At 43.6% G+C, this 23603-nt stretch carries 2 protein-coding genes; both read left to right on the forward strand.

The genetic code is table 11. From position 1 onward, the window contains the following. The first annotated feature begins 67 nt into the window (after positions 1-67). A complete protein-coding gene (locus ACUC6J_RS04895) occupies positions 68-15817 on the forward strand; it encodes an amino acid adenylation domain-containing protein (RefSeq protein ID WP_447249842.1) in 15750 nt (5249 codons plus the stop codon). A 16-nt stretch (positions 15818-15833) separates the two neighbouring features. Further along, positions 15834-23603 carry an amino acid adenylation domain-containing protein gene (locus ACUC6J_RS04900; protein ID WP_447249843.1) on the forward strand — a complete coding sequence of 2590 codons (7770 nt, stop codon included), beginning with the start codon at positions 15834-15836 and terminating at the stop codon, positions 23601-23603.

The raw sequence follows: 23603 nt of genomic DNA on the forward strand, positions 1-23603 counted from the left end.
TGATGTTGGAAATTGTAAATTTATTAACTGGAAGCTAATAAATCTTACGATATACGGGGGGAATAGCATGTATACAAAAAGGTTCAAAACCCTGGTTGATGTTATTACAGAACGGGGAAAGAGTGACCATAAATTTATAACCTTTATTGAGTCGGATCAAAACGAAACAACACTTACTTATAAAGATTTATATTGGGAAGCTCTAGCGTTTCTGGAGAATCTTCAGAATGCAGGAGTGAAGCAGGGACAGGAAATCGTATTTCAAATAGAAAATAATCGTCATTTTGTGAAAGCGTTTTGGGCTTGCATTCTTGGTGGTATGATCCCGGTACCTGTCAGCATCGGTAACAATGATGAGCATAGAATGAAGCTTTTTAAAATCTGGGATGTTCTTAACGATCCTTTTTTACTCATCGAGCCCAAAATATTAAAAGACCTTGAGAAATATACCCTGAAAACCAATCAGAATAACCTATTCGAAAATATCCGCCATCGTCATCAATTACTTCTTCAAGACCATGAACAACCTAAGCAATCCTTTGCAAAGATATACACCCCTCAATTGGAGGATATAGCATTTATTCAGTTTTCCTCCGGTTCCACAGGTGATCCTAAGGGAGTCATCCTAACACATCATAATCTCATTCATAACACAAGTGGAATTATAAATAGGACGGTCGTCACAGAGCAAGATTCGTTCTTGCAGTGGATGCCTCTAACCCATGATATGGGTTTAATTTACAATCATATTACCCCATTAGTTGCTGGAGTGAATCAGTACATTATGCCGACTTCGCTGTTCATTCGTCAGCCAGTACTTTGGATAAAAAAAGCTAGTGAACATCAAGTAAGCATTATATCCTCGCCGAACTTTGGATATAAGTATTTCATGCAATTTTTCAAACCCGAAAAAGCAATGAACTGGAATCTGTCCAAGATCCGTACCATCATCAATGGTGCTGAACCTATCTCTACTGAATTATGTGACGCATTTCTTGAGACATTAGCTCCTTTTGGATTAAAAAGAACGAGTATGCGAGCATCATATGGTTTAGCAGAAGCATCGGTTGGAGTTGCTATCCCGCCAATTGATGCTGACTATATAACCGTTTATGTTGATCGTAAGCACTTAAACATTGGAGAGTCTGTCTTGGAGGTAGACAAGACTTTTCATAATGCTCTGCCATTTGTTGTAGTCGGTCAGTCGTTAGATTATTGTGAAATCAGAATATGCAATGACGAGGATGAGGAAGTCGCAGATCGCGTTATTGGGCATATACAAATCAAAGGTGAAAATGTTACAAAGGGATACTATAACAACGAAAATTCGACATCCAAACTTTTGACGCTAGACGGATGGGTGAGAACTGGCGATCTGGGGTTCTTCCGTGAAGGTCAATTAGTCGTCACAGGGAGAGCAAAGGATATCATATTTGTAAATGGACAGAACGTTTACCCTCATGACATCGAGCGTATCGCTGAGGAAGTAGAAGGAGTCGAACTTAATCGTGTGGCGGCGTGTGGAGTTCGTGTTAATGGGATGGAATCAGAGGAAATTGTGGTATTTGTCGTATCCAAAAAGACGATAGAAAAATTTTCTCCAATTGCAACTCAATTAAAAAAACATTTGTATCGTCATGGAGGATGGGCGGTTCACGATATTATACCTATTAAGCAAATGCCCAAAACGACCAGTGGGAAGTTGCAGAGGTATAAGCTTGCGGCTCAGTATGAAGCGGGACATTATCAGGAGACTTCATTAGTTTTAAAAGGGATTATGGAGCAAGAAAACAAAAATCAAAAATTGCCTACACTTTCGTTTGAGATCGAAAAAGTACTTCACGATATTTGCTGCGAGGTATTACTTAGGGAAGAGGTTGATACGAGAGACAGCTATTTTGATTTAGGAGCCAATTCCCTACAACTGGTTCAGATTACAGACAAAATTGAAAATCAGCTGGGGATTAAGCTTGCAGTTACCGATTTGTTTGATCATCCCTCAATAGCTCACTTGGCAGAATTTTTAGCGAGCCCTACTGATTCTGAACAACAGCATATTCCTACGGATGATACGGATCACAATCATAGCAAGGACGTGGCTATTATTGGGCTCTCTTTGGACTTACCTGGTTCTTCATCTGTGTCACAGTATTGGGATCATATTGTCCAAGGCGATGACTGTATCGGGAACTTAGGCTCTCAACGTAAGCAAGACGCCATCGATTATTTATCAGTTGTGGATCAAAGGAAGGGAGAAGAAGAGTTTATAGAAGGCGGCTTCCTAGAAGAAATTGATAAATTTGATTATGCGTTCTTCAAGCTGAGTCCTGTGGAAGCTAGCTATATGGACCCTAATCAGAGATTGTTCCTTCAGACGGCATGGCATGCACTTGAAGATGGGGGTTATGCAGGGGATCGGATTCATGGACAAAAGGTAGGAGTTTACGTCGGCTTCTCAAAAGTGGGCTACGATTATGAGCGGATGCTCTCTAAAGGAGAACCGGACAAATTTCACCAGTATATTGTTGGAAATTTACCGTCAGTGCTGGCAAGTCGGATTTCTTACTTTCTTAATTTAAAAGGTCCAGCAGTAACAGTAGATACGGCGTGCTCCTCTTCACTTGTCGCGATTCATATGGCTTGCAAGGCGTTAGCGACGGGGGATTGCAAGATGGCGATTGCCGGAGGAATCCGAACGATGCTATTACCAGTGAAGCTGGGACTAGATATGGAATCGCCAAATTACAGAGCTCGTACCTTTGATGCAGAAGCGGATGGAACAGGTGTAGGAGAAGGGGTTGCAGCGGTTCTGTTGAAGCCTCTCGATCAAGCTTTGCAAGACGGAGACCGTATTTATGCAGTAATAAAAGGAAGTGCGGTGAATCAGGATGGTACAACGGTAGGAATTACTGCGCCTAGTCCTTCCGCACAGGCAGAAGTGGTGGAGGCGGCTTGGAATGATGCGGCTATTCACCCGGAAACTCTGTCATTTATCGAAGCCCATGGAACGGGAACTAAACTGGGGGACCCTATTGAGATTGCGGGATTGACACAAGCTTTTGAAAAATATACGGACAAAAAACAATTTTGTGCAATCGGTTCGGTCAAACCCAATATTGGTCACTTATTTGAAGCAGCAGGAGTATCCAGTCTTATTAAAGCAGTTCTGATGCTGCAAACGAGGAAGAATCCTCCGTTGGTTCATTTTAAGAAACCTAGTTCCCGTATTAATTTTGAATTGTCGCCGTTTTATTTGACAACAGAAGTAGCCGATTTAAGTTCAAATGATGCCCCACTTCGCTGCGGAGTAAGTTCTTTTGGTTTCAGTGGAACCAATGCTCATGTTGTTATGGAGGAGTTTATAGAAACGCGAACACATGAGGAATCTGTAAACACGCCGGATGGTGTTCATCTTTTTACGGTTTCTGCAAAAAATGAGCGAAGCCTGCATCATTTGGTTGAGGAATATGTGGACTATTTACGCCTAAATCCAGCGGTTTCCTTGGAGCAGATGTGCTATACCACACATATCGGCAGAGCTCATATGGAACATAAATTAGCAGTTATCACTTCCAGCTTAGAGGATTTATTACACAAGTTGGAGCGATGGACTTCCGGGAACCAACAAGAGAATGTACCTGATATGTATATAGGTTCTCATAAACAGAGCGTTGATCATAAACGGGAAAAAGATGATACGGTAGGTCGATTGATTACAGCTATTAGAGCAAGTGCACATACAGATATTCACGCTCTACGCCAATTGGGTGAACTGTATGTCAAAGGTATGGCTATTCCGTGGCAAGCGCTTTATACGGATGAGATCAAAATAATCCAGTCGCTGCCTTTGTACCCTTTTGAACGAAATCGTTGCTGGTTTACTCCAAAAGTAGTGCAGATAAGTAACGTAGGCAGGGAGGAGAGACGTATGGAGTCCGCGTACCCAAAAGAGCTGCAAGCTACAGATCAGATCGACTACACAGCGAATATTTCCAAAGTATTAAAAGATGTAATCAGTAAAGTTTCTGGTTTTACGGTGGAACAACTGGATGAGCAGATGCATTTTCTAGAAATGGGCTTGGATTCAATTATGCTAGTTCAAGTTCAAAAAGAAATTAGAGAACAATTTAATGTGGATGTTCCCATGAACCACTTTTTTGAAAGTGTCACAAACCTGGATCGTCTAACAACGTTTATTTCAGATTTGACATATACCACCCAATCAGTTGCGGCTGCGGATGCTCTAAATACGGTCGATGATCGGACAGAAGTCAATCCGGAAAATACGGTTGCTGCAAAGCCTTCGTCCGAGTTGGGTGGCCTGGAAAAGTTACTCTCTCAACAAATTGAATTACTGAACAACCAACAGCTGGGACTTACTCAAGTGTTGACCAAACAACTGGAGATGCTTAGTGGCGGTCAAGGAGGAACTATTCAGGCAGCACCGTTAACCACAAACAAAGACACAGTCAGTGTTCAGCCTACATCTCTGCATGTTGTGGCAACTGACGTGCCTATCACTTCTACAATTAAAGTAAATCCAACTACTGAATCCAAACCCTTTGTACCCTATCAACCTCTACTGATCGGTGAGGAAAGTGGATACAGTGCGCGGCAAAATGATTTCTTACAGCGTTTTATTAAACGATATACTCAACGAACCCTTGGGTCCAAGAAATACACACAGGAAAGTCGACTGGTTCATGCTAATAATCGTCATGTATCTGGGTTTCGATCCTATTGGAAAGAAATTGTATATCCTATCATTTCAGAGAGCGCTTCGGGTTCAAGGATATGGGATGTGGATGGGAACGAGTACATTGATCTAACTATGGGTTTCGGGGTTCATTTATTGGGTCATAATCCAGCTTGGCTAACCGATACTTTACGGAGCAATGTGCACGACCGTACGCCTTCGATCGGCCCTATGTCGAATACAGCAGGTGAGGTTGCTGCCTTGATTAGCGAGCTGACAGGTGTGGAGCGGGTTGCCTTTTACAATTCGGGGTCAGAAGCTGTTATGGTCGCTTTACGTTTGGCTAGAGCAGCTACAGGACGCTCCAAAATAGTACTATTTGCTGGTTCTTATCATGGAACATTCGATGGTGTACTTGCCGTGTCTGATCCGAACTCAAGCGGGGGAGAGGCTTTGCCCATGGCACCGGGAATCCCTTCGAGCATGATGGAGGATGTAATTGTACTCCCTTATAATCACCCGGATTCTATAAAAGCTATCAAACATTATGCACATGAACTTGCCGCCGTATTGGTGGAGCCTGTACAGAGTCGAAGACCGGATTTGCAACCAAAGGAGTTCTTGGAGCAAATTCGCCAAATAACAGCACATTCGGGAACGGCACTTATTTTTGATGAAGTAATCACAGGATTTAGAATTCATCCAGGAGGTGCTCAAGCCTGGTTTGGAATTAAAGCTGATTTAGTTACTTACGGAAAAGTGGCGGGCGGAGGTATGCCTGTTGGCATAGTCGCCGGAAGCTCAGAATTTATGGACACCGTAGATGGAGGTGTGTGGTCGTTCGGAGATAACTCCTATCCAGAAAACACGAATATTAAAACGTTCGTAGGTGGTACTTTCTGTACACATCCGCTGACCATGCATACGGCTCTAGCCACTTTGAAATATTTGAAGTCTGAAGGGCCGAATCTTCAGGAACAACTGAACCGAAGAACCAACGAATGGGTAGCAGAGCTGAATACTTATTTTAAGCAAAATAGTGTGCCTATCCACATGGTGAACTATGGCTCATTATTCCGGTTTGTTTCGTTTGGCGACATTGAGCTCTTTTTCCATCTGCTGATTGACAAGGGAATTTACATATGGGAAGGTCGCAATTGCTTTTTATCGACTTCTCATACAGATGGAGACCTTCAACAAATTACACAGGCTGTAAAGGAAAGTGTGAAGGAATTGAGAAAAGGGGGATTCCTACCTGACCATACGCCATCACCAGATGGAAATGGAAGCCGAAAAAATGATGTGGTTCCCCTCGAATCCTCATCGTTCCCTTTAACAAAGGAGCAGCAGCAAATTTGGTTTGCTACGCAATCCAGAAGTGATTCATCTACTGCATTCAACGAAATAGCAGCATTGCGAATGCAGGGTCAACTGCAGCTTGATACTGTAAAACGTTCAGTACAGACAATTGTGAATCGGCATGAGTCGCTACGGACGGTTGTTGACCCCAATGGTGAAGAACAGCATGTTCTTGAGAATGTGAATGTGGTCATCTCACTGAATGATTTCTCAGGATTTCCTCCATCAGAGCATAAAGAAAAGGTCAAGCAATGGTTTGAGGAAGAGGGGCAAAGAACGTTTGATTTGACGTCCAAAGAACCATTGTTCCGAACTCACATTTTACGTTTAAAACCGGATGAACATATTGTAGTATTCACGTTTCATCATATTATTGCGGATGGTTGGTCAATGGCAGTGTTTATCCGTGAATGGGAGCAAGTCTACACTTCTTTCTGCAAAGGAGAAAATATAGTCAAGCTGCCTGTACCGCCAAAATTCAAGGAATTTCAAGCTTGGCAACAGTTGGAACTAGAGCGTGCAGGAGTGAGTGAGGCAGTTTCTTACTGGGCACAGACATTGGATTCCGTCTCTGTCGCCATGGACATTCCGTCAGAGGACGGTGGTATGAAGAAACCAGCGTATAGTGGAAGAAGAATAAATATTCGGGCAGACAGTACGCTGACGAGAAAATTGAAAAAACTTAGTATTAAAGCGGGTAACAGTCTGTTTGTCACACTTTTGACAGCATATAAAGTATTTCTGCACCGTTTAACGGGAAACACCACGATAGTAGTAGGTATTCCTACCTCTGGTCAGTCTAGAATGGAACAAGTTAATTTGATCGGAAACTGTGTTAATATGCTGCCGATTGTGAGCCATATTACCAGCAAAGAATCATTATTTAAGTATATGACACAAGTTAAGCGAGTCATGCAGGAAGTCGAACCCCTTCAAAACTACTCTTTTGCTGATCTAATTGAGCGTATAGAAAACATACTGATTCCTGAAATGAATGTCATCTTCAACATGGATCGACCGATGCAGAATTTTCATTTTCATGGACTGGATGTTGAATTGATACCGACACCGATCCTGTACTCCAAATATGACATGTTTCTCAATGTGATGGAGGTTGAAGGAGAGCTTTGGTTTGATTTTGATATTAAAGCTAGCTTGGCCGCATCAGAAACAATGCAGATTTGGGCAAAGTACTTTTTGCACATCCTGAACACGATTGCTGATGGGCAGGAACGGGATTTTGTAGATATCTCACTCTTAAATCAGGATGAACTGAAATATGGGGCTAAAAACTACAGGGACTATGTGGAACTCGAATCCAGCGACATTACGGACAATGATTCACCAAGAGCCATCTATTTACTGGATCATTATCTGCAACCTGCGCCTGTGGGGACGATCGGGGAATTGCATGTAGTACAGGAAAACGAATCGCCTTCCGAAAATTTAGTATATTTACCGACAGGAATCCTGGCTTTGCGAACCGCAAACGGTGAATTGCGATTGTTGGGACCTGTTCAGAAGCGAGCCTATATAAAAGGACATGCCATATATACTGAACAGCTTGAACGATTTATTACCTCTATTCCACAAATTAGCGAATGCCAAGTGATAGCCCAGAGCATAGAGGGCAGAGCAGACACACATTTGGTTGCCTATGTTACGAGTCCTGATGATGGAATAGAGGAAATTCTTCGCAAGCAATTGCGAAATCATTTGCAAGACCAATGGGTACCTCAACAGATCGTTCAGCTTAAAAACATGCCCTTAAATTCGCAGGGATATGTAGACTTGTCGCAGCTTTCTACTATGAAACAAGTTGTTAGCAAAGAACCTGTTGAGGCAGTTAGTAGCACGGAGAGAAAAGTAGGAGAAATTTGGGAAACAGTGCTGGGATTGAATCGTGTTAGATCTGATGACAATTTCTTTGATCTAGGAGGAGATTCGTTGAAGGCGACTCTCTTGCTTGCCAGAGTTCATCAAGAGTTTGGCAAACGAATCCCTTTGAATGTACTTTTCCATTCACCGACAGTTTCGACCTTGGCCAAGGTGATCGAAGGAGCCAAACAAGGAACAGCCGTTTCTATTAAAAAGCTCGAAGAATGTACGCATTATGCAGTATCAGATGCCCAAAGGCGTATGTTTGTCTTACAGGATATGGGGATAGGTACAGCCTACAATATTACGGGTCAGGTGCGTATTGATGGGGATCTAGATATCCCTCGTCTTCAGAAGGCTTGCCTGGATTTGATCCGGCGTCATGAATCATTTCGTACTTCTTTTAATATCGTGGATGGCGAAATTGTACAAGTTATTCATGATGAGCCGACTTTTGAAATCAAAGTCACAGAAATATTGGAGAAAGATGCAGACGAGATGAGTCGCTTGTTTGTCCGTCCGTTTGATTTGCGCCAATGGCCACTTTTCAGAGCAGAATTGTTTCGCTTTGAGGCTAATAAACATATGTTGGTCATGGATATGCATCACAGTATTGCAGATGGGCTTTCGTTATCCATTTTCCTTAATGAACTCGTACAACTGTACCGGAGTGAAATTTTAGCTCCGATCCAAATTCAATATAAAGATTTTGTTGCATGGCAAAAGGAACAGTATACCAGTAATCGTTTGTTTGAACAGGAACATTATTGGAAAAATGTTTTGAACGGAGAATTACCTATACTGGCAATGCCTACGGACTTCCCTAGACCATTACATCAAAGCTACGAAGGGGCTGTATTGTCGTATAACATCACTTCAGCGATGACAGAAGAATTAAAGAAGCTTGCCAAAAATACGGGGACTACAGCTTTTATGATCCTGCTTGCGGCTTATAATATACTGCTCGCAAAGTATACGGGTCAGGAAGATATTATTGTAGGAACAGCGGTGGCAGGGCGTCAGCATCCGAACACGGAAACGATGATGGGGATGTTTGTCAACACGTTAGCTTTGCGGAACCGTCCGTCTCCTCAGCGTAGTTTTCATTCATTTTTGCAAGAGGTCAAAGAAACGACTCTACGAGCTATGGATTATCAAGACTATCCTTTTGAAGCATTGATTGAGAGACTGGATATCCGTCGTGACCAAGGACGCAATCCTTTGTTTGATACGATGTTTGTCATGCAGAATTTTGAGATGAGTTCTCTTGAAGCCAATGGAGTAAAATTTCATCCAAGTGAATTCAATCCAGGGATTTCCCAATTCGACTTGGTACTAAGTGCTGACGAATGGCAGGAGGGGCTAGCCTTACGCTTCAATTATTGTACCCAATTGTTCCGATCAGAAACGATTGATCGCCTTGCTAGCCTCTATATACAAATACTACGCTCCATTTTGAAACAACCTTGGAGCGAGATTGGGAAGTTGGAATGGTTGCCTGAGGAAGAGAAGTTACAGCTAATACACGGCTTTAACACTTTTGATCCGCCATCTTCATCGATAGTGAAGAAACAAGAAACGCTGCACTTGCAATTCGAAGAGCAAGCCCTCAAAAGTCCGGATCAAGTAGCTGTAGTTCATCAGGGACATGTGATTACTTATAAAGAGCTGAACGAGAAATCAAATCAGCTGGCGAGGGCATTAATGAAGCGGGGAGTAGGGGCAGACACTGTAGTCGGATTAATGGCGGGCCGTTCATTAGATTTGGCCGTGGGTATGTTGGCTATTTTAAAAGCCGGTGGTGCCTATCTTCCAATCGACAGTTCTTATCCAGAAGAACGAATTCACTTTATGCTTGAGGATAGCGGGGCTCCGCTCCTGTTGTTGAATGACTCATCTAATTACAATGCTACTACTTATGAAGGCTTAGTCCTAAATATGGACGATGATGAGTGGTATAAAACAGAAAGCAAGTTGTCTTCCAAGTGGGAATCGGATTCAAGTCATTTGGCATATGTGATCTATACATCGGGCTCAACCGGTACTCCTAAAGGAGTTTGTATTGAGCATCGAGCGATATTAAATACGTTATCTTGGAGAATAAATGAATACGCACTAGAAGCAACAGACCGTATCCTGCCATTGCTGTCTAGCTCATTTGATGCTTTTGTGGGTGCCTTTTTTACTCCGCTGCTGTCTGGAAGTACGGTGGTGCTGCCTACGAATGAGGAATTGAGTGAATTATCGGCTCTGAAGGCCTTAATTTTATCAAGTCATATTACACATCTCGTGTGTACTCCTTCCATGTACATGTCTGTTATAGAGGGTCTGGCTCCAGATGAAGCCATGTCTCTCAAGGTTGTAACGTTAGGCGGTGAGAAAGCAACGAAACGGTTGGTAGAAGCCAGCCAAGCCAAACATCCCGGCATTCAATTGTTCAATGAATATGGCCCAACAGAAAATAGCGTAGTTACAACGATGTTACGAGATATGGGGCCTGAAGAAGTGGGGTGTATTGGAAAGCCGATTCCCAATACGGGTGTTCTCATTCTGGATCAATACTTGCAGTTGCGACCAATAGGACTTCCAGGAGAATTATGTGTTTGGGGTAAAGGTATTGCGCGAGAATATCGTAATCGTCCTGAGCTTACGGCGCAGAAATTTATTCCGCATCCTTATTTGGACAATATGAAGCTCTACAGAACAGGAGATTTGGCGAGATGGTTACCTGACGGAACGCTAGAGTATCTTGGCCGAGCAGATCAACAAGTTAAAATCAGAGGCTACCGGATTGAGCCAGGTGAAATTGAAAGCACATTGTTGGCTCACAGAGCGGTAAAAGAGGCAGCAGTAGTGATTAAAGGAACAGATGACAATCCGTATTTATGCGCTTATGCCGTTTTGCGGGAATCAGTTACAGTAGATATTTTGAAAGACTATTTGTCGTCAAGCCTGCCTCACTATATGGTACCAGCCCATGTAATTTTGTTGGATGCGATGCCGCTGACAGCAAATGGTAAAGTTAGTAAAAGTGCATTGCCTGAACCAGGTGGTCATCTCAACAAAGAATTACAGCACGTTGGGCCCAATAATGAAACGGAGCAGCTATTGATCGAAATGTGGCAGGATCTGCTGGAGATTTCGCCGATTGGTATACACGATCATTTTTTTGAAATAGGTGGGCACTCGATGAAAGCTACTCTGTTGACTGCGAAAATCAACGAGGTCTTTCATATCGAAATTTCGACTCAAGATATATTTGGGGCACCAACAATCGAAGCACTCTCCAAGAAAATACTTGCTGCCAAGCCAACAGATTATCGACGAATTGAGGCAGTGACTGAGGAAGCTTATTATGAGGTTTCTCCAGCACAATCCAGATTGTTGGCCGTGCTGCCGCTGGATGAGACGGGTGTGGCTTACAACATGTCGGCAGCATTGATGATCGAAGGACATGTAGATCGAAGAAGAGTGGAGCGTACCTTTGAACAATTAGTAGCCCGGCACGAAGCATTTCGGACCTCGTTCGGATATGTGGATGATAGAGCGGTGCAATTTGTACAACCAGAGGTAAGCTTTGAACTTGGCTTTGCCCGGGCTGCTGGTGATATTACGACAAAGGGTATAGATACATTGATTCGTAATTTCATACGGCCTTTTGATGTTGGTAAAGCCCCACTATTTCGGGCGGAGCTTCTTCAAATGGATCGGGATAAATGTATGCTTCTTATTGATATGCACCATTTGATAGCCGACGGTACTTCTATCGACACCATTATTAACGAATGGAACAAGCTGTACAAGGGAGAAGAACTGCCCGTTTTACCGCTTCAATACAAAGATTACTCTGCTTGGCTCAGATCGAATACAGAAATTCATGCAAAGCAGGAACAATATTGGCTTGAGCAATATAAGGGAGAACTGCCCGTTCTAGATCTACCTACAGACTATCAGCGCCCACAATTGCAGAGTTTTGTTGGAGATATGGTGAAAATTGAGCTGTCCGAAAAGCTTGTAGAACAGTTGAACCTCACTTGTCTTCAAACAGATAGCACTCTCTTTATGCTCTTATTTGCTGCCTATAATGTGCTGTTGGGGAAATATGCGGGACAAGAAGATGTCGTAATTGGTATTCCAACGTCTGGACGAACGCATGCAGATACCAACGGGATCGTAGGGTTATTCGTTAATACACTGGCCATTCGGAACCATCCGGCTAGTCATAAGAGCTTCAAAACCTTTTTGAACGAAGTAAAAGAAAACACGCTACAAGCTCTGCAAAATCAATCGTATTCATTTGCCGAACTGGTTGATAAGCTGTCCATCAAGAGAGACTTGAGTCGAAATCCGTTATTTGACACGATGTTCTCCTTTATGAATACGGATGCACAGCAGTGGCAAGCTGATAACCTTTACTTTGAGTTATATCCGTTCAAAACGGGGATTTCCAAATTCGATCTTGTACTGAATGCCGAACAAAAGGCTGGGAGAGTTCATCTAGAATTTGAGTACAGTACAAAACTGTATAAAAAAGAAACCATTGAGCTTCTCGTCGAGCATTACCTAAATGTATTAGAGGAAATAGTCCAAAACGCTGATATGGCATTGAATGACATTAATCTCCTAAGCGCAACAGAAGCGGCTGCTATAGAGGAGCGTTATAACAGCACTGATATAGCTTATCCACAGCCGAGACCTATACATCATTATATTGAGGAGCAGGCTGGCAAAAGACCTGATGCTAGAGCCGTTATCTATCAAGATCAGGTGCTGACCTATAAGGAATTAAATGATCAGGCGAATGCGATAGCAGGCGATTTGTTGGCTAAAGGAATTGGACTTGGAAGTTATGTACCTATACTCATGGAACGGAGCCTGGAACTGGTAGTATCCATACTGGCTGTTATGAAAACAGGGGCTGCTTTTTCGCCTCTTGATACAGAGTGGCCTATTGATCGCTTACAGAGCGCCTTGCAGGATTTGGGAAGTTCTATCCTATTGGTCAATTCAAGTACTCCTATCAGTTCAGAAATAAATGCTGGAGAGTATCTAGCTATAGACTGCTCTGTAGTCGAAAAGAGGAGTAACGCTATCAGTAACCCGGTAGTAGATGTAGATATGGAATCACCAATCTATGTCATCTTCACTTCGGGTTCAACCGGCAAACCAAAAGGAGTTATTGCTGCCCATAAAGGAATCACCAATCGTTTTCTATGGATGAATGACTATTTTGGAACATCGGCTGCACAAAGTGTTCTCCAGACGACTCATCATGTATACGACAGCGCGGTCTGGCAATTGTTCTGGCCATTAATGAACGGTGGCACAACTGTTTTGCCAGAAACAGGCATGACAGTGGATGCTACGTACATGACAAATATTATTGAACAGGAGCGTATTTCTTTTACAGACTTCGTTCCATCCGTATTTAATGCTATTGTCAACCAGTTAGATCAAAATTCAACTCGAACTAAGCAATTGGATTCTCTTCAACAAGTTATTCTTGGTGGTGAGGAAATTACGCCATCGACAGTTCATACGTTTTTAACCATTTTTCCTCATGTTCAAATCACGAACCTGTATGGTCCAACGGAGGCAAGTATTGGCTGTGTTGCTTATCGAGTGACAGGAGATGAAGACAGAATTCCGATCGGAAAGCCAATTGCCAATACCAAGATTTATATATTGGACTCTGGACTAAAGAGGGTTCCCGTAGGAATTACAGGAGAAATGTATATTGCAGGTACACCACTTGGGATTGGATATTTGAATGATCCGATCAAAACGAAGGCCAGCTTTATAGATAATCCTTATTCAATGCCTGGCTATGAAAAGCTCTATAAAACGGGGGATTTAGCTAAATACTTGCCTGACGGTAATATTGCATTCCTGGGTAGATCCGATTTTCAGGTCAAAATTCGCGGGTACAGGATTGAACTTAGTGAAATTGAATATCATCTTTTAGGCATAGCTGAAATTCAGGAAACTGTCGTGATGGTCAAAGAAAATAAGGGAAGTTCTTATTTATGCGCTTATGTGGTATCAGCTAACCCAGTAGATACGGATCGTATCAAAATACAGTTGGCTAAGGAGCTTCCTGATTACATGATACCTTCGGTGTATGTTCCGCTTGACATGATTCCCATAACACCAGGCGGAAAGATTAACCGTAAAGCATTACCTGAACCTGACTGGAGCGGTGCCTTAGAAGTAGAGTATGTGGAACCAACAGGTGAGACTGAAGTATTGCTGGCCCACATATGGGAGGAAGTGCTTGCCGTAACAGGCGTAAGTGCGACTCACAACTTCTTTGATTTGGGAGGAGACTCTATTAAGGGTCTGCAAATCGTCTCACGTTTGAACACGCATGGCTACAAGCTAAGCATTAAAGAATTATTTTTGTACCCTCAGATTAGACAATTGAGCCCATTCGTTAAGGTGATCCGTCGGAAGATTAGTCAGGAAGCCATTGAGGGAGAGCTGCCTTTAACGCCAATACAGCAGCGATTCTTCTATCTACAGAAGGTAAGTCCTCAGCATTTTAATCAGTCCGTCATGCTATTTTCTGAAGACGGTTTTGAAGAGCAAGGGATTATGGCTGCATTTGACTGCATTGTTAAACATCATGATGCCTTAAGGATGACATTCTGTCAGAGAGAAGATCGCATCGTTCAATACAATGAAGGACTAAACAATCAACCACTATCCTTGACGATAAAATCACTGCCTGAAGGTCTACCAGCAGAAGCATGGATTGAGCAAGAAGCGACGGCTATTCAAAGTAGTTTCGATCTCACCACCGGTCCTTTAATGAAGCTTGGATTATTCCGGACTGCTGAAGGGGATCACCTGCTCATTGCGGTTCATCACCTGGTAGTTGATGGGGTTTCGTGGAGAATTATTTTACAAGATTTTACGTCCCTTTATCAGCAATATCAGCAGGGGACAGCACTACACTTGCCAGACAAAACGGATTCTTACCGCTCATGGGCACAAGAAATAAGCCAATATGCAACAAGCGAGGAGCTGGCGCAGGAACTGGAATACTGGGCACAGCTGGAGCAAACTCAGTCCGGAGCGTTGCCTAAAGACAGATCCTATGAAACCAACATGTTGCGTGATAGTGAAAATGGAAGTGTATCACTTGATAATGAGAACACTAGCAAATTGTTAAGACAGGTGCATCAGGCCTACAATACTGAAATTAATGACATTTTGCTCACTGCTCTTGGATTAAGTATCAAAGAATGGACTCAGCAGTCTCGTGTGTTGATCTATCTTGAAGGGCATGGGCGAGAAGAAGTATTTCAGGAAATGAACATTTCCAGAACTGTTGGCTGGTTCACAACAATGTATCCATTTTTACTGGAAGTGGACAATGCGCATGATCTCTCATATCAGATTAAGAACATCAAAGACAGCCTTAGAAGGATACCGAACAAGGGCTTTGGGTATGGGGTATTAAACTATGCTCAAGTGAATGAGTCTGGTGTGACTGCATTTCAGGCCGCTCCTGAAATTGCCTTTAATTATATGGGGCGTTTTGATACGGAACTAGATACAGATGTATTTACACTTTCTAAATTTTCCTCTGGAGAAGAGGCTAGTCCCTTCACGGAGAGATCTGTAGCGTTAGATATCAACTGCATTATTAATGAAAGCGAACAATTAATTATTACATGCAACTATAACAAGCAAGAATACCATCAACAAACCATTGAACAACTATTATTTTTATTCCAAAAACATTTGACGAATCTAATCGACCATTGCTGCAGCAAACAAGTAACGGAACAAAGTCCAACTGATTTTCTCTATGACAAGTTGTCAATCGATGAGTTTCAGAACCTGTCCCAACTCTTAAGTAACAAACTAAACTTGTAGCAAAGTGGTGAGCCGTATGAGAAACGCACTCATTCAAAACATTTATCCATTGACACCCATGCAGGAGGGGCTTCTATATCACTCCATTTTAGACGAGCACTCAGAAGCATATTTTGATCAAACGGTCATTACCTTAAATGAACGGTTGAATGCAGAGACGCTGAAGGAAAGCTTCCAAACCCTGATTGACCGTTATGATGTGTTACGGACTGTGTTTGTTTATAAAGAAACAGACCAACCGTTACAAGTCGTGCTGGCTAATAAAGAAGCAACGATTGATTATAGAGACATTACTGAATTAAATGAAGCAGAACAACGTTTATATGCTGATAATTTTACGATTAATGATCGGAAAATGCGTTTTGATCTTGAAAAGGATCTCCTGATTCGGATAAGTGTTCTTGCATTAAGTGATACAAGCTGCAAAATGGTTCTAAGCTTTCATCACATCATTATGGATGGCTGGTGTATTGGTACCATTGCGAAGGATCTGTTCCAAATTTACAGAGCTTATTCCATCAAGCAGAAGCCAGAATTGGACGCTGTATTTCCGTATAGCCGATATATCAGTTGGTTAGGGCAGCAAAATAAGAAGACAGCTCTTGCTTATTGGGAACAACAATTATCAGGTGTGGAAGAGCAAAGTGGCTTACCTCTTAGCAGCAAGTCAACTGAGGATGGAAGCTACAAGCTGAACAACCATATTTTCACCCTGGATGAGCAGTTAACCCGTGGTTTGGAAATGATAGCACAACAAAATCAGGTAACCTTAAGTTCTGTATTTCATGGGATATGGGGTCTGTTGCTGCAAAGATACAATAACACCAAGGATGTGGTATTTGGTTCCGTTGTTTCCGGTCGTCCAGCTGAGCTGGAAGGGTCGGAGAAAATGGTTGGATTATTTATTAATACGATTCCTGTACGTATTTGTCATAAAGAAGCACAAACATTTTCTCAGATAATCAAACAATTTCAGCAGAACATGATGGAATCGGGGAAGTACCATTTTCTATCCTTGGCTGATATCCAGATGCTAACCCCACTGGGTAAGAACTTGATCCACCATATCATAGCGTTCGAGAACTACCCAATTACTGAAGAGCTTGCGGGTGGCGAAGGAGAACAGCTTGTTTCAATTGTGGAAACCGAAGGTTTTGAGCAAACGAATTATGATTTTAATATTGGAGTCATTCCTGGTAAAGAATTGAAAGTTAAGTTCGGCTATAACAGTATTGCTTATCAAGCTTCAGATATTCAAAGAATTGAACTGCACCTAAAACAAATAGCTGAACAGGTAGTCTCTAATCCGCACATGGATGTGGACGATATTGATTTGCTTTCTGGCGAGGAAAAACACAGAATCCTGCGAGATTTTAATGATACAGATGCCTTGTATCCTCAAAGTCAAACGATTCAACAGCTTTTCGAAGAGCAGGCGGCGCTGACGCCGAATCGTTTGGCAGCAGCATTTGCTGATGGGCGGTTAACTTATCTGGAATTGAACGAACGGGCTAATCGATTGGCTCGCGTCTTGAGGATGAAAGGGGTGCAAACTGGCCAGATTGTTGGGATTGCAGCCTATCGCTCACCGGAGATGCTAGTCGGGATCATGGCTATTCTTAAGGCAGGGGGGGCTTACTTGCCAATCAATCCAGAGGATCCTCTGGAACGAATTCAATATATAGCGGGTAACAGCGGAACTTCCATCCTGCTGGTGCAGCAGGAAATCCAATCTACATTGAAGGATCTTTCACAGAATATCAGCGTGCTTGCGATCGGAGCAGACTGGGCAACTGAAAAAACTAATCTTGAACCTTACAGTGGGCCGGAGGATGTAGCTTACGTAATTTATACTTCCGGTTCTACAGGTAAGCCTAAAGGGGTTATGATTCGTCACACCTCTATAGTGAATCGACTTCATTGGATGCAAAAAAAGTATCCGATTGGTGTGGACGATACCATTTTACAGAAAACACCTTACACCTTTGATGTTTCTGTATGGGAACTATTTTGGTGGGCTATAGCCGGAGCTTCAGTCTACTTTCTTCCACCTGATGGGGAGAAGGATCCCAAGCTACTGGTGAACACGGTGGCAGAGCAGAAAATTACAACCCTTCATTTTGTACCTTCCATGTTGTCTGTTTTTTTGGAGTATGTTGAGCAGCACCAAGCAGAGGGAAAACTCAGCAGTATTAAACGAGTTTTCGCTAGCGGGGAGGCACTAACAGTAAAGCAAGCCAGACGGTTTAATACTCTGCTTCGAAAGCCGAATGGCACAACTCTGCATAATTTATACGGACCAACAGAGGCAACAGTGGATGCAACATGGTTTGATTGCCCGGATGGAGATGATTTGCAGAGTATTCCAATCGGTAAGCCGATTGACAATAACCGGTTGTACATTTTGGATCAGGAGGGGAGACTGCTTCCTGTCGGTATTCCGGGGGAACTTTATATTGCTGGTACAGGAGTAGCCCTAGGCTACATTAATCAACCTGATCTAACGGACGAAAGATTCACAGATAGTCCCTTCGTTATCGGAGAGCGCATGTATAAAACAGGGGACTTGGCAAAGTGGCTTCCTGACGGCAATGTGGAGTATCTCGGAAGAACAGACCATCAGGTGAAAATTCGTGGATATCGTATTGAGACTGGAGAAATCGAAAAGGTCCTGCTCTCTCATCATGACATCAGAGAGGCCGTTGTTCTATCTAGAAAAGACCAAGAGGACGAAACGTATTTATGCGCTTATATTGTGTCTGACCGTGAACTCTTAACACAGGAAATACGATCCTATTTGAAAGCGTCTCTACCCTTGTATATGGTACCTGCTCATCTAATACAGATTGCTGCGATACCTCTTACGACTAATGGAAAGGTGAACCGAGGAGCGCTTCCTGAGCCCCATCATGTGATTCGGGAGCAGGGGTTTGTAGCTCCTCGTACAGATACAGAAACTCGTCTAGTACGTTTGTGGGAGGATATTCTGCATGTGAGCCCAATAGGTGTACACAGCCATTTTTTTGAACTGGGTGGACATTCGCTGAAGGCTACAATACTGATCGGGAAAATTATTCGAGAATTCCAGGTCGAGTTGCCTATGCGTGAAATATTTGAGTATCCAACTGTGGAAAGTATGAGCAAACTCATTGAACGTACCATCGGGAGAGGGGCAGGTACATTTACCGAAATTGCTCTACTTTCTGGTCAAACCTATTATCCAGTTTCCTCCTCGCAAAGACGTCAGATGATACTACATCAACTTGAGGGAGCGGAACTGGTTTACAATATGCCTTCTGTCATGCTCGTTCAAGGCCATCTGGATCAGGAGCGGTTGAAAATGGCATTCACCACTCTGATTCACAGGCATGAAGCATTGCGCACTTCATTTTCATGGATCAACGGAGAGCCAGTTCAAAGCGTACATGACGAAGTAGAATTTGAGTTGAAGATTCATAGTCTGACCAGCAAAGAGGATTTAGAGGAACAGCAAATAGAAACGGTGCTAAGTGAATTTGTCCAACCGTTTGACCTGAGCCGTGCCCCTTTATTAAGAGGCGAGCTGATTCCGTTGACAGAGAACCAAAATATGCTGCTGGTTGATTTGCACCATATTATTTCGGATGGCGTTTCTATGTCTATTATTATGGATGAATTTGTAAAAGCGTATGATGGACAAGCACTTCCGCCTCTATCCGTTCAGTACAAAGATTATGCTAGCTGGCATAATGAGCAAGTAAATCATGGATTTATTAAAGATCAGGAATCCTACTGGCTGGACATCTTTAAAAATGAGCCACCTGTACTGGAGCTACCAACGGATTTTCCAAGACCGTCTATTCAAAGCTATGAAGGTAACACGGTATCTCGAATCCTGGGCGATGATATAACAGAGCCACTTCATAAACTCGCAGCTGAAACTCAAAGTACATTATTCATGATTTTACTGGCTGTATATAACGTTGTTTTGTCCAAGCATGCACGACAAGATGACATTGTCATCGGTACGCCGGTTGCTGGGAGGAGACATCCAGATACGGAAAAGATCGTCGGCATGTTTGTCAATACGTTGGCACTGCGTACTAGCCCTTCATCGGAGAAGAGTCTTTCTGCTTTTTTGGATGAAGTTAAGGAAGCGGTTTTATCTGCTTTTGAGCATCAGGAATATCCCTTTGAACAATTGGTCGAAAAGCTTGCGCTACGGAGAGATGTGAGCCGAAGCCCGATCTTCGACACCATGTTTGTTATGCAAAATACAAAAGGGCAACCCCTACAATCTAGTGGGTTGGAATTCAAACCGTTTCCGTTCAATCCAGGTGTTTCCCGATTTGATTTAACCTTGAGCGCGGAAGAAACAGGCAGCTATCTTCATTTAAATTTGGAGTACAACAGTGCTTTGTTTCAAAAGGATACTGTCGAACGCTTCTTGGATCATATGGTGGTGGTGCTAAGGTCTTTTGTAGCTCATAGCACACAAACGATAGGTGATACAGATTTATTAACAACGGTAGAAAAAGAAGTGATTTTGAAGAAATTCAACGGGACGGCTGCGCCTTATCCAAGGGAGAAGACGATTCATCAATTGTTTGAGGAGCAGGTGGAGCGAACACCGGAACATCCGGCAGCCCTATACCAAGATCGGCAATTGACGTACCGGGAGCTGAATACCCAAGCGAATCGGGTGGCTCACGTCCTGCGGAAGAAAGGAATCGGGCCCGACCAGATGGTGGGCATCGCAGTTCATCGATCGCTGGAGATGATCGTCGGCCTGCTGGGGATTTTGAAGGCAGGCGGGGCGTATCTGCCGTTACATCCAGAGGACCCGGAAGAACGGCTGGGATTCATGCTGGAGGATAGCGGGGCATCTATCCTGCTGACCCAGCGGAATCAGTTGGACCGCCTTCGTCCGCACGGAGCCGACCGCGAGCTGATCGCTATCGAAGATTTGCTGATGGAGGGGATGGAGCTTACAGGAGAAGAATGCGAGAAGAACCCGGAACCTGTTAACCGCTCGAGCGATTTGGTGTACGTGATCTATACGTCAGGCTCCACCGGCAAGCCGAAGGGGGTCATGATTGAGCACGCTTCATTGATCAACCGTCTGCACTGGATGGAACAACGAATTCCGTTTGGAGCGGAGGATGTGATCCTGCAAAAAACGCCTTATACCTTTGACGTATCGTTGTGGGAGCTGTTCTCGTGGGCGATTCAGGGAGCGACAGTATGCTTTTTGGAGCCAGGAGGCGAGAAAGACCCGGCAACGATAGCCGAAACGGTGGAGGCCAACGGGGTAACAGCAATCCATTTTGTGCCATCCATGCTGGGAGCGTTCCTGGAGTATATCGAGCACAGCGGAGCCGCCGGGAAAATGCGGAGTGTACGGCGAGTATTTGCCAGCGGGGAAGCGCTGATGACAGAGCATGTCCGCCGGTTTAACCGTTTGCTGGGAGCCGAAGGAGCCACGCTGCACAACCTGTATGGACCAACGGAAGCGACGGTAGAGGTGGCGTATTACGACTGTCCTGCGGAACAGGAACCGGAGAGTATTCCGATTGGGAAACCGATTGATAACGTGAAATTGTATATTTTGGACCATAAAGACCGATTGCAGCCAATAGGCGTACCGGGCGAGCTGCACATTGGAGGGGACTGCGTAGCCCGAGGATATGTGAATCGGAAAGAACTGACGGAGGAGAAGTTCGTAGCGGACCCCTATACGTCAGAGGGACGGATGTACCGGACGGGAGATTTGGCGAGATGGCTGCCGGATGGAAACATTGAATATATGGGTCGGATTGACCATCAGGTGAAAATTCGGGGCTACCGGATCGAACTGGGTGAGATTGAAGCGGCAATACTGGCCTACGAAGGGGTCCAAACGGCAGTAGTGCTTGCTCGTGATGACCGTTCTGGGGGAAGTTATTTATGCGCCTATGTTGAACATGCCCAGGAGTTCAATATACAAGCATTAAAGGCTCGTATTAAAGAAGTTCTACCCGAGTACATGGTGCCTGCTTATATCGTATCTATGGAAGCTATGCCTTATCTATCGAGCGGTAAGATCGACAGAAAAGCATTGCCTGAGCCTGATCACAGTCTGTCGATTGAGGTAGATTATATTTCTCCTTCCAATGAGGTTGAAGCGTTGATGGCCGAAATCTGGCAAGAGGTTCTTGGCTATGCTCCTATCGGAACGAATCATAACTTTTTTGAATTGGGCGGAGATTCAATTAAAGCTATTCAAATTTCCACACGTCTAAGTAAGCACGGATATCGTATGGAAATTAAGGACCTTTTCCGTCATCAAACGATAGGTAGCCTGACTCCGGATCTAAGAGCAGTCAGTGTTCAAGCCGAACAAGGGATTATTGAAGGAGAGGCTGAGTTATCGCCTATCCAACGATGGTTTTTTGAGCAAAAGTTCACGGAATCGAACTATTGGAACCAGGCTGTTATGTTGTATAGCCAAAAGGGATGGAAGGAAGAACTGGTCGATCAGGTGTTGTGTAAGCTGACAGAGCATCATGATGCCTTACGAATGACATATACAGCGAGTCTGGACAGAATCACTCCCGTCATTCATGGTACGAATCGAAAGGCATATGCTCTTACTGTTCTGGATGTAAGCCATGAGGCATCCATTGAAGAGGCAATCCAAACCCTTAGCGAAGCGATTCAGCGGCGTATGAATTTGGAAGAGGGTCCACTTGTGCAAGCAGGGTTGTTTCACACGGCTCAAGGTGATCACTTATTGCTCGCGATTCATCATTTGGTGGTAGATGGAGTTTCTTGGAGAATTCTATTGGAAGATTTGGAGCAAGGGTATATGCAGGCGCTTAATAATGAAGAAATTCTCTTCCAGGCGAAGACCCATTCTTGGAAGGACTGGACCCATCGCCTGGGTGATGATGCAAAGGGTGCGCGTCCAGCTCGTTACAAGCGTTATTGGGAGAATGTGATCCGTCATGCCAGTAAACCGCTTCATAAAGACTACCCGGTCGCTGACAGAAGAGGGAAAGACCTGAAAATCTGCAGCGTAAGGCTTTCCAAGCAACAAACAGATCGTCTGCAGAAGGATGTACACAAGGTTTATAGTACGAATGTAAACGATCTACTGTTGACAGCCTTTGGACTGGCATTGAGAGACTGGACTGATAATGATGAATTTACCATTTTTCTGGAAGGGCACGGACGGGAACAGATCTTTGATGATATAGATATAACCAGAACGGTCGGCTGGTTTACTACGATGTATCCTATTCATCTGGATATGAAGCATAATGCCGATTTAGCTTACCAAATTAAGCTGACCAAGGAAGCGTTGCGACGTGTTCCTAATAAGGGCATTGACTTCGGAATTCTGGATTATATGACCCTACACGATTTGAAAAGTACTAATCAGGGACATTTTGCACCTGAAATCCGGTTTAATTATCACGGCCAGATTGATTCAGGCTCCGTTGCGCCTTTATTTGTCGAATCAAAGTATTCTCCGGGCCGGACAGTAAGTGAGGAGACCGAGACACCATTTGTGCTTGATATTAATGGCAGTATCGAACAGGGGATATTAACCCTCGGGATTGAGTATAGCAGTCGTGAATATGCTGAATCGAGTATTCAAAAATTGGGAAACTTCTTGCAAAGTCGTTTGCTAGAAATTATTGAGCATTGCTCTGAAAAGAAGGAGAAGGAATGGACTCCCGCAGATGTGAGCGATGATGAGAATCTTTCAATTAACGATTTGGATGAGATTATGGCCTACTATAAAAATAATACATCTTCCTAG

It is taken from the genome of Paenibacillus sp. JJ1683 (genome assembly GCF_053006485.1).

What these genes read in the sequence shown, in the direction of transcription:
- ACUC6J_RS04895 (WP_447249842.1), top strand. Translation starts at nt 68, where the DNA reads ATGTATACAAAAAGGTTCAAAACCCTGGTTGATGTTATTACAGAACGG.
- ACUC6J_RS04900 (WP_447249843.1), top strand. Translation starts at nt 15,834, where the DNA reads ATGAGAAACGCACTCATTCAAAACATTTATCCATTGACACCCATGCAG.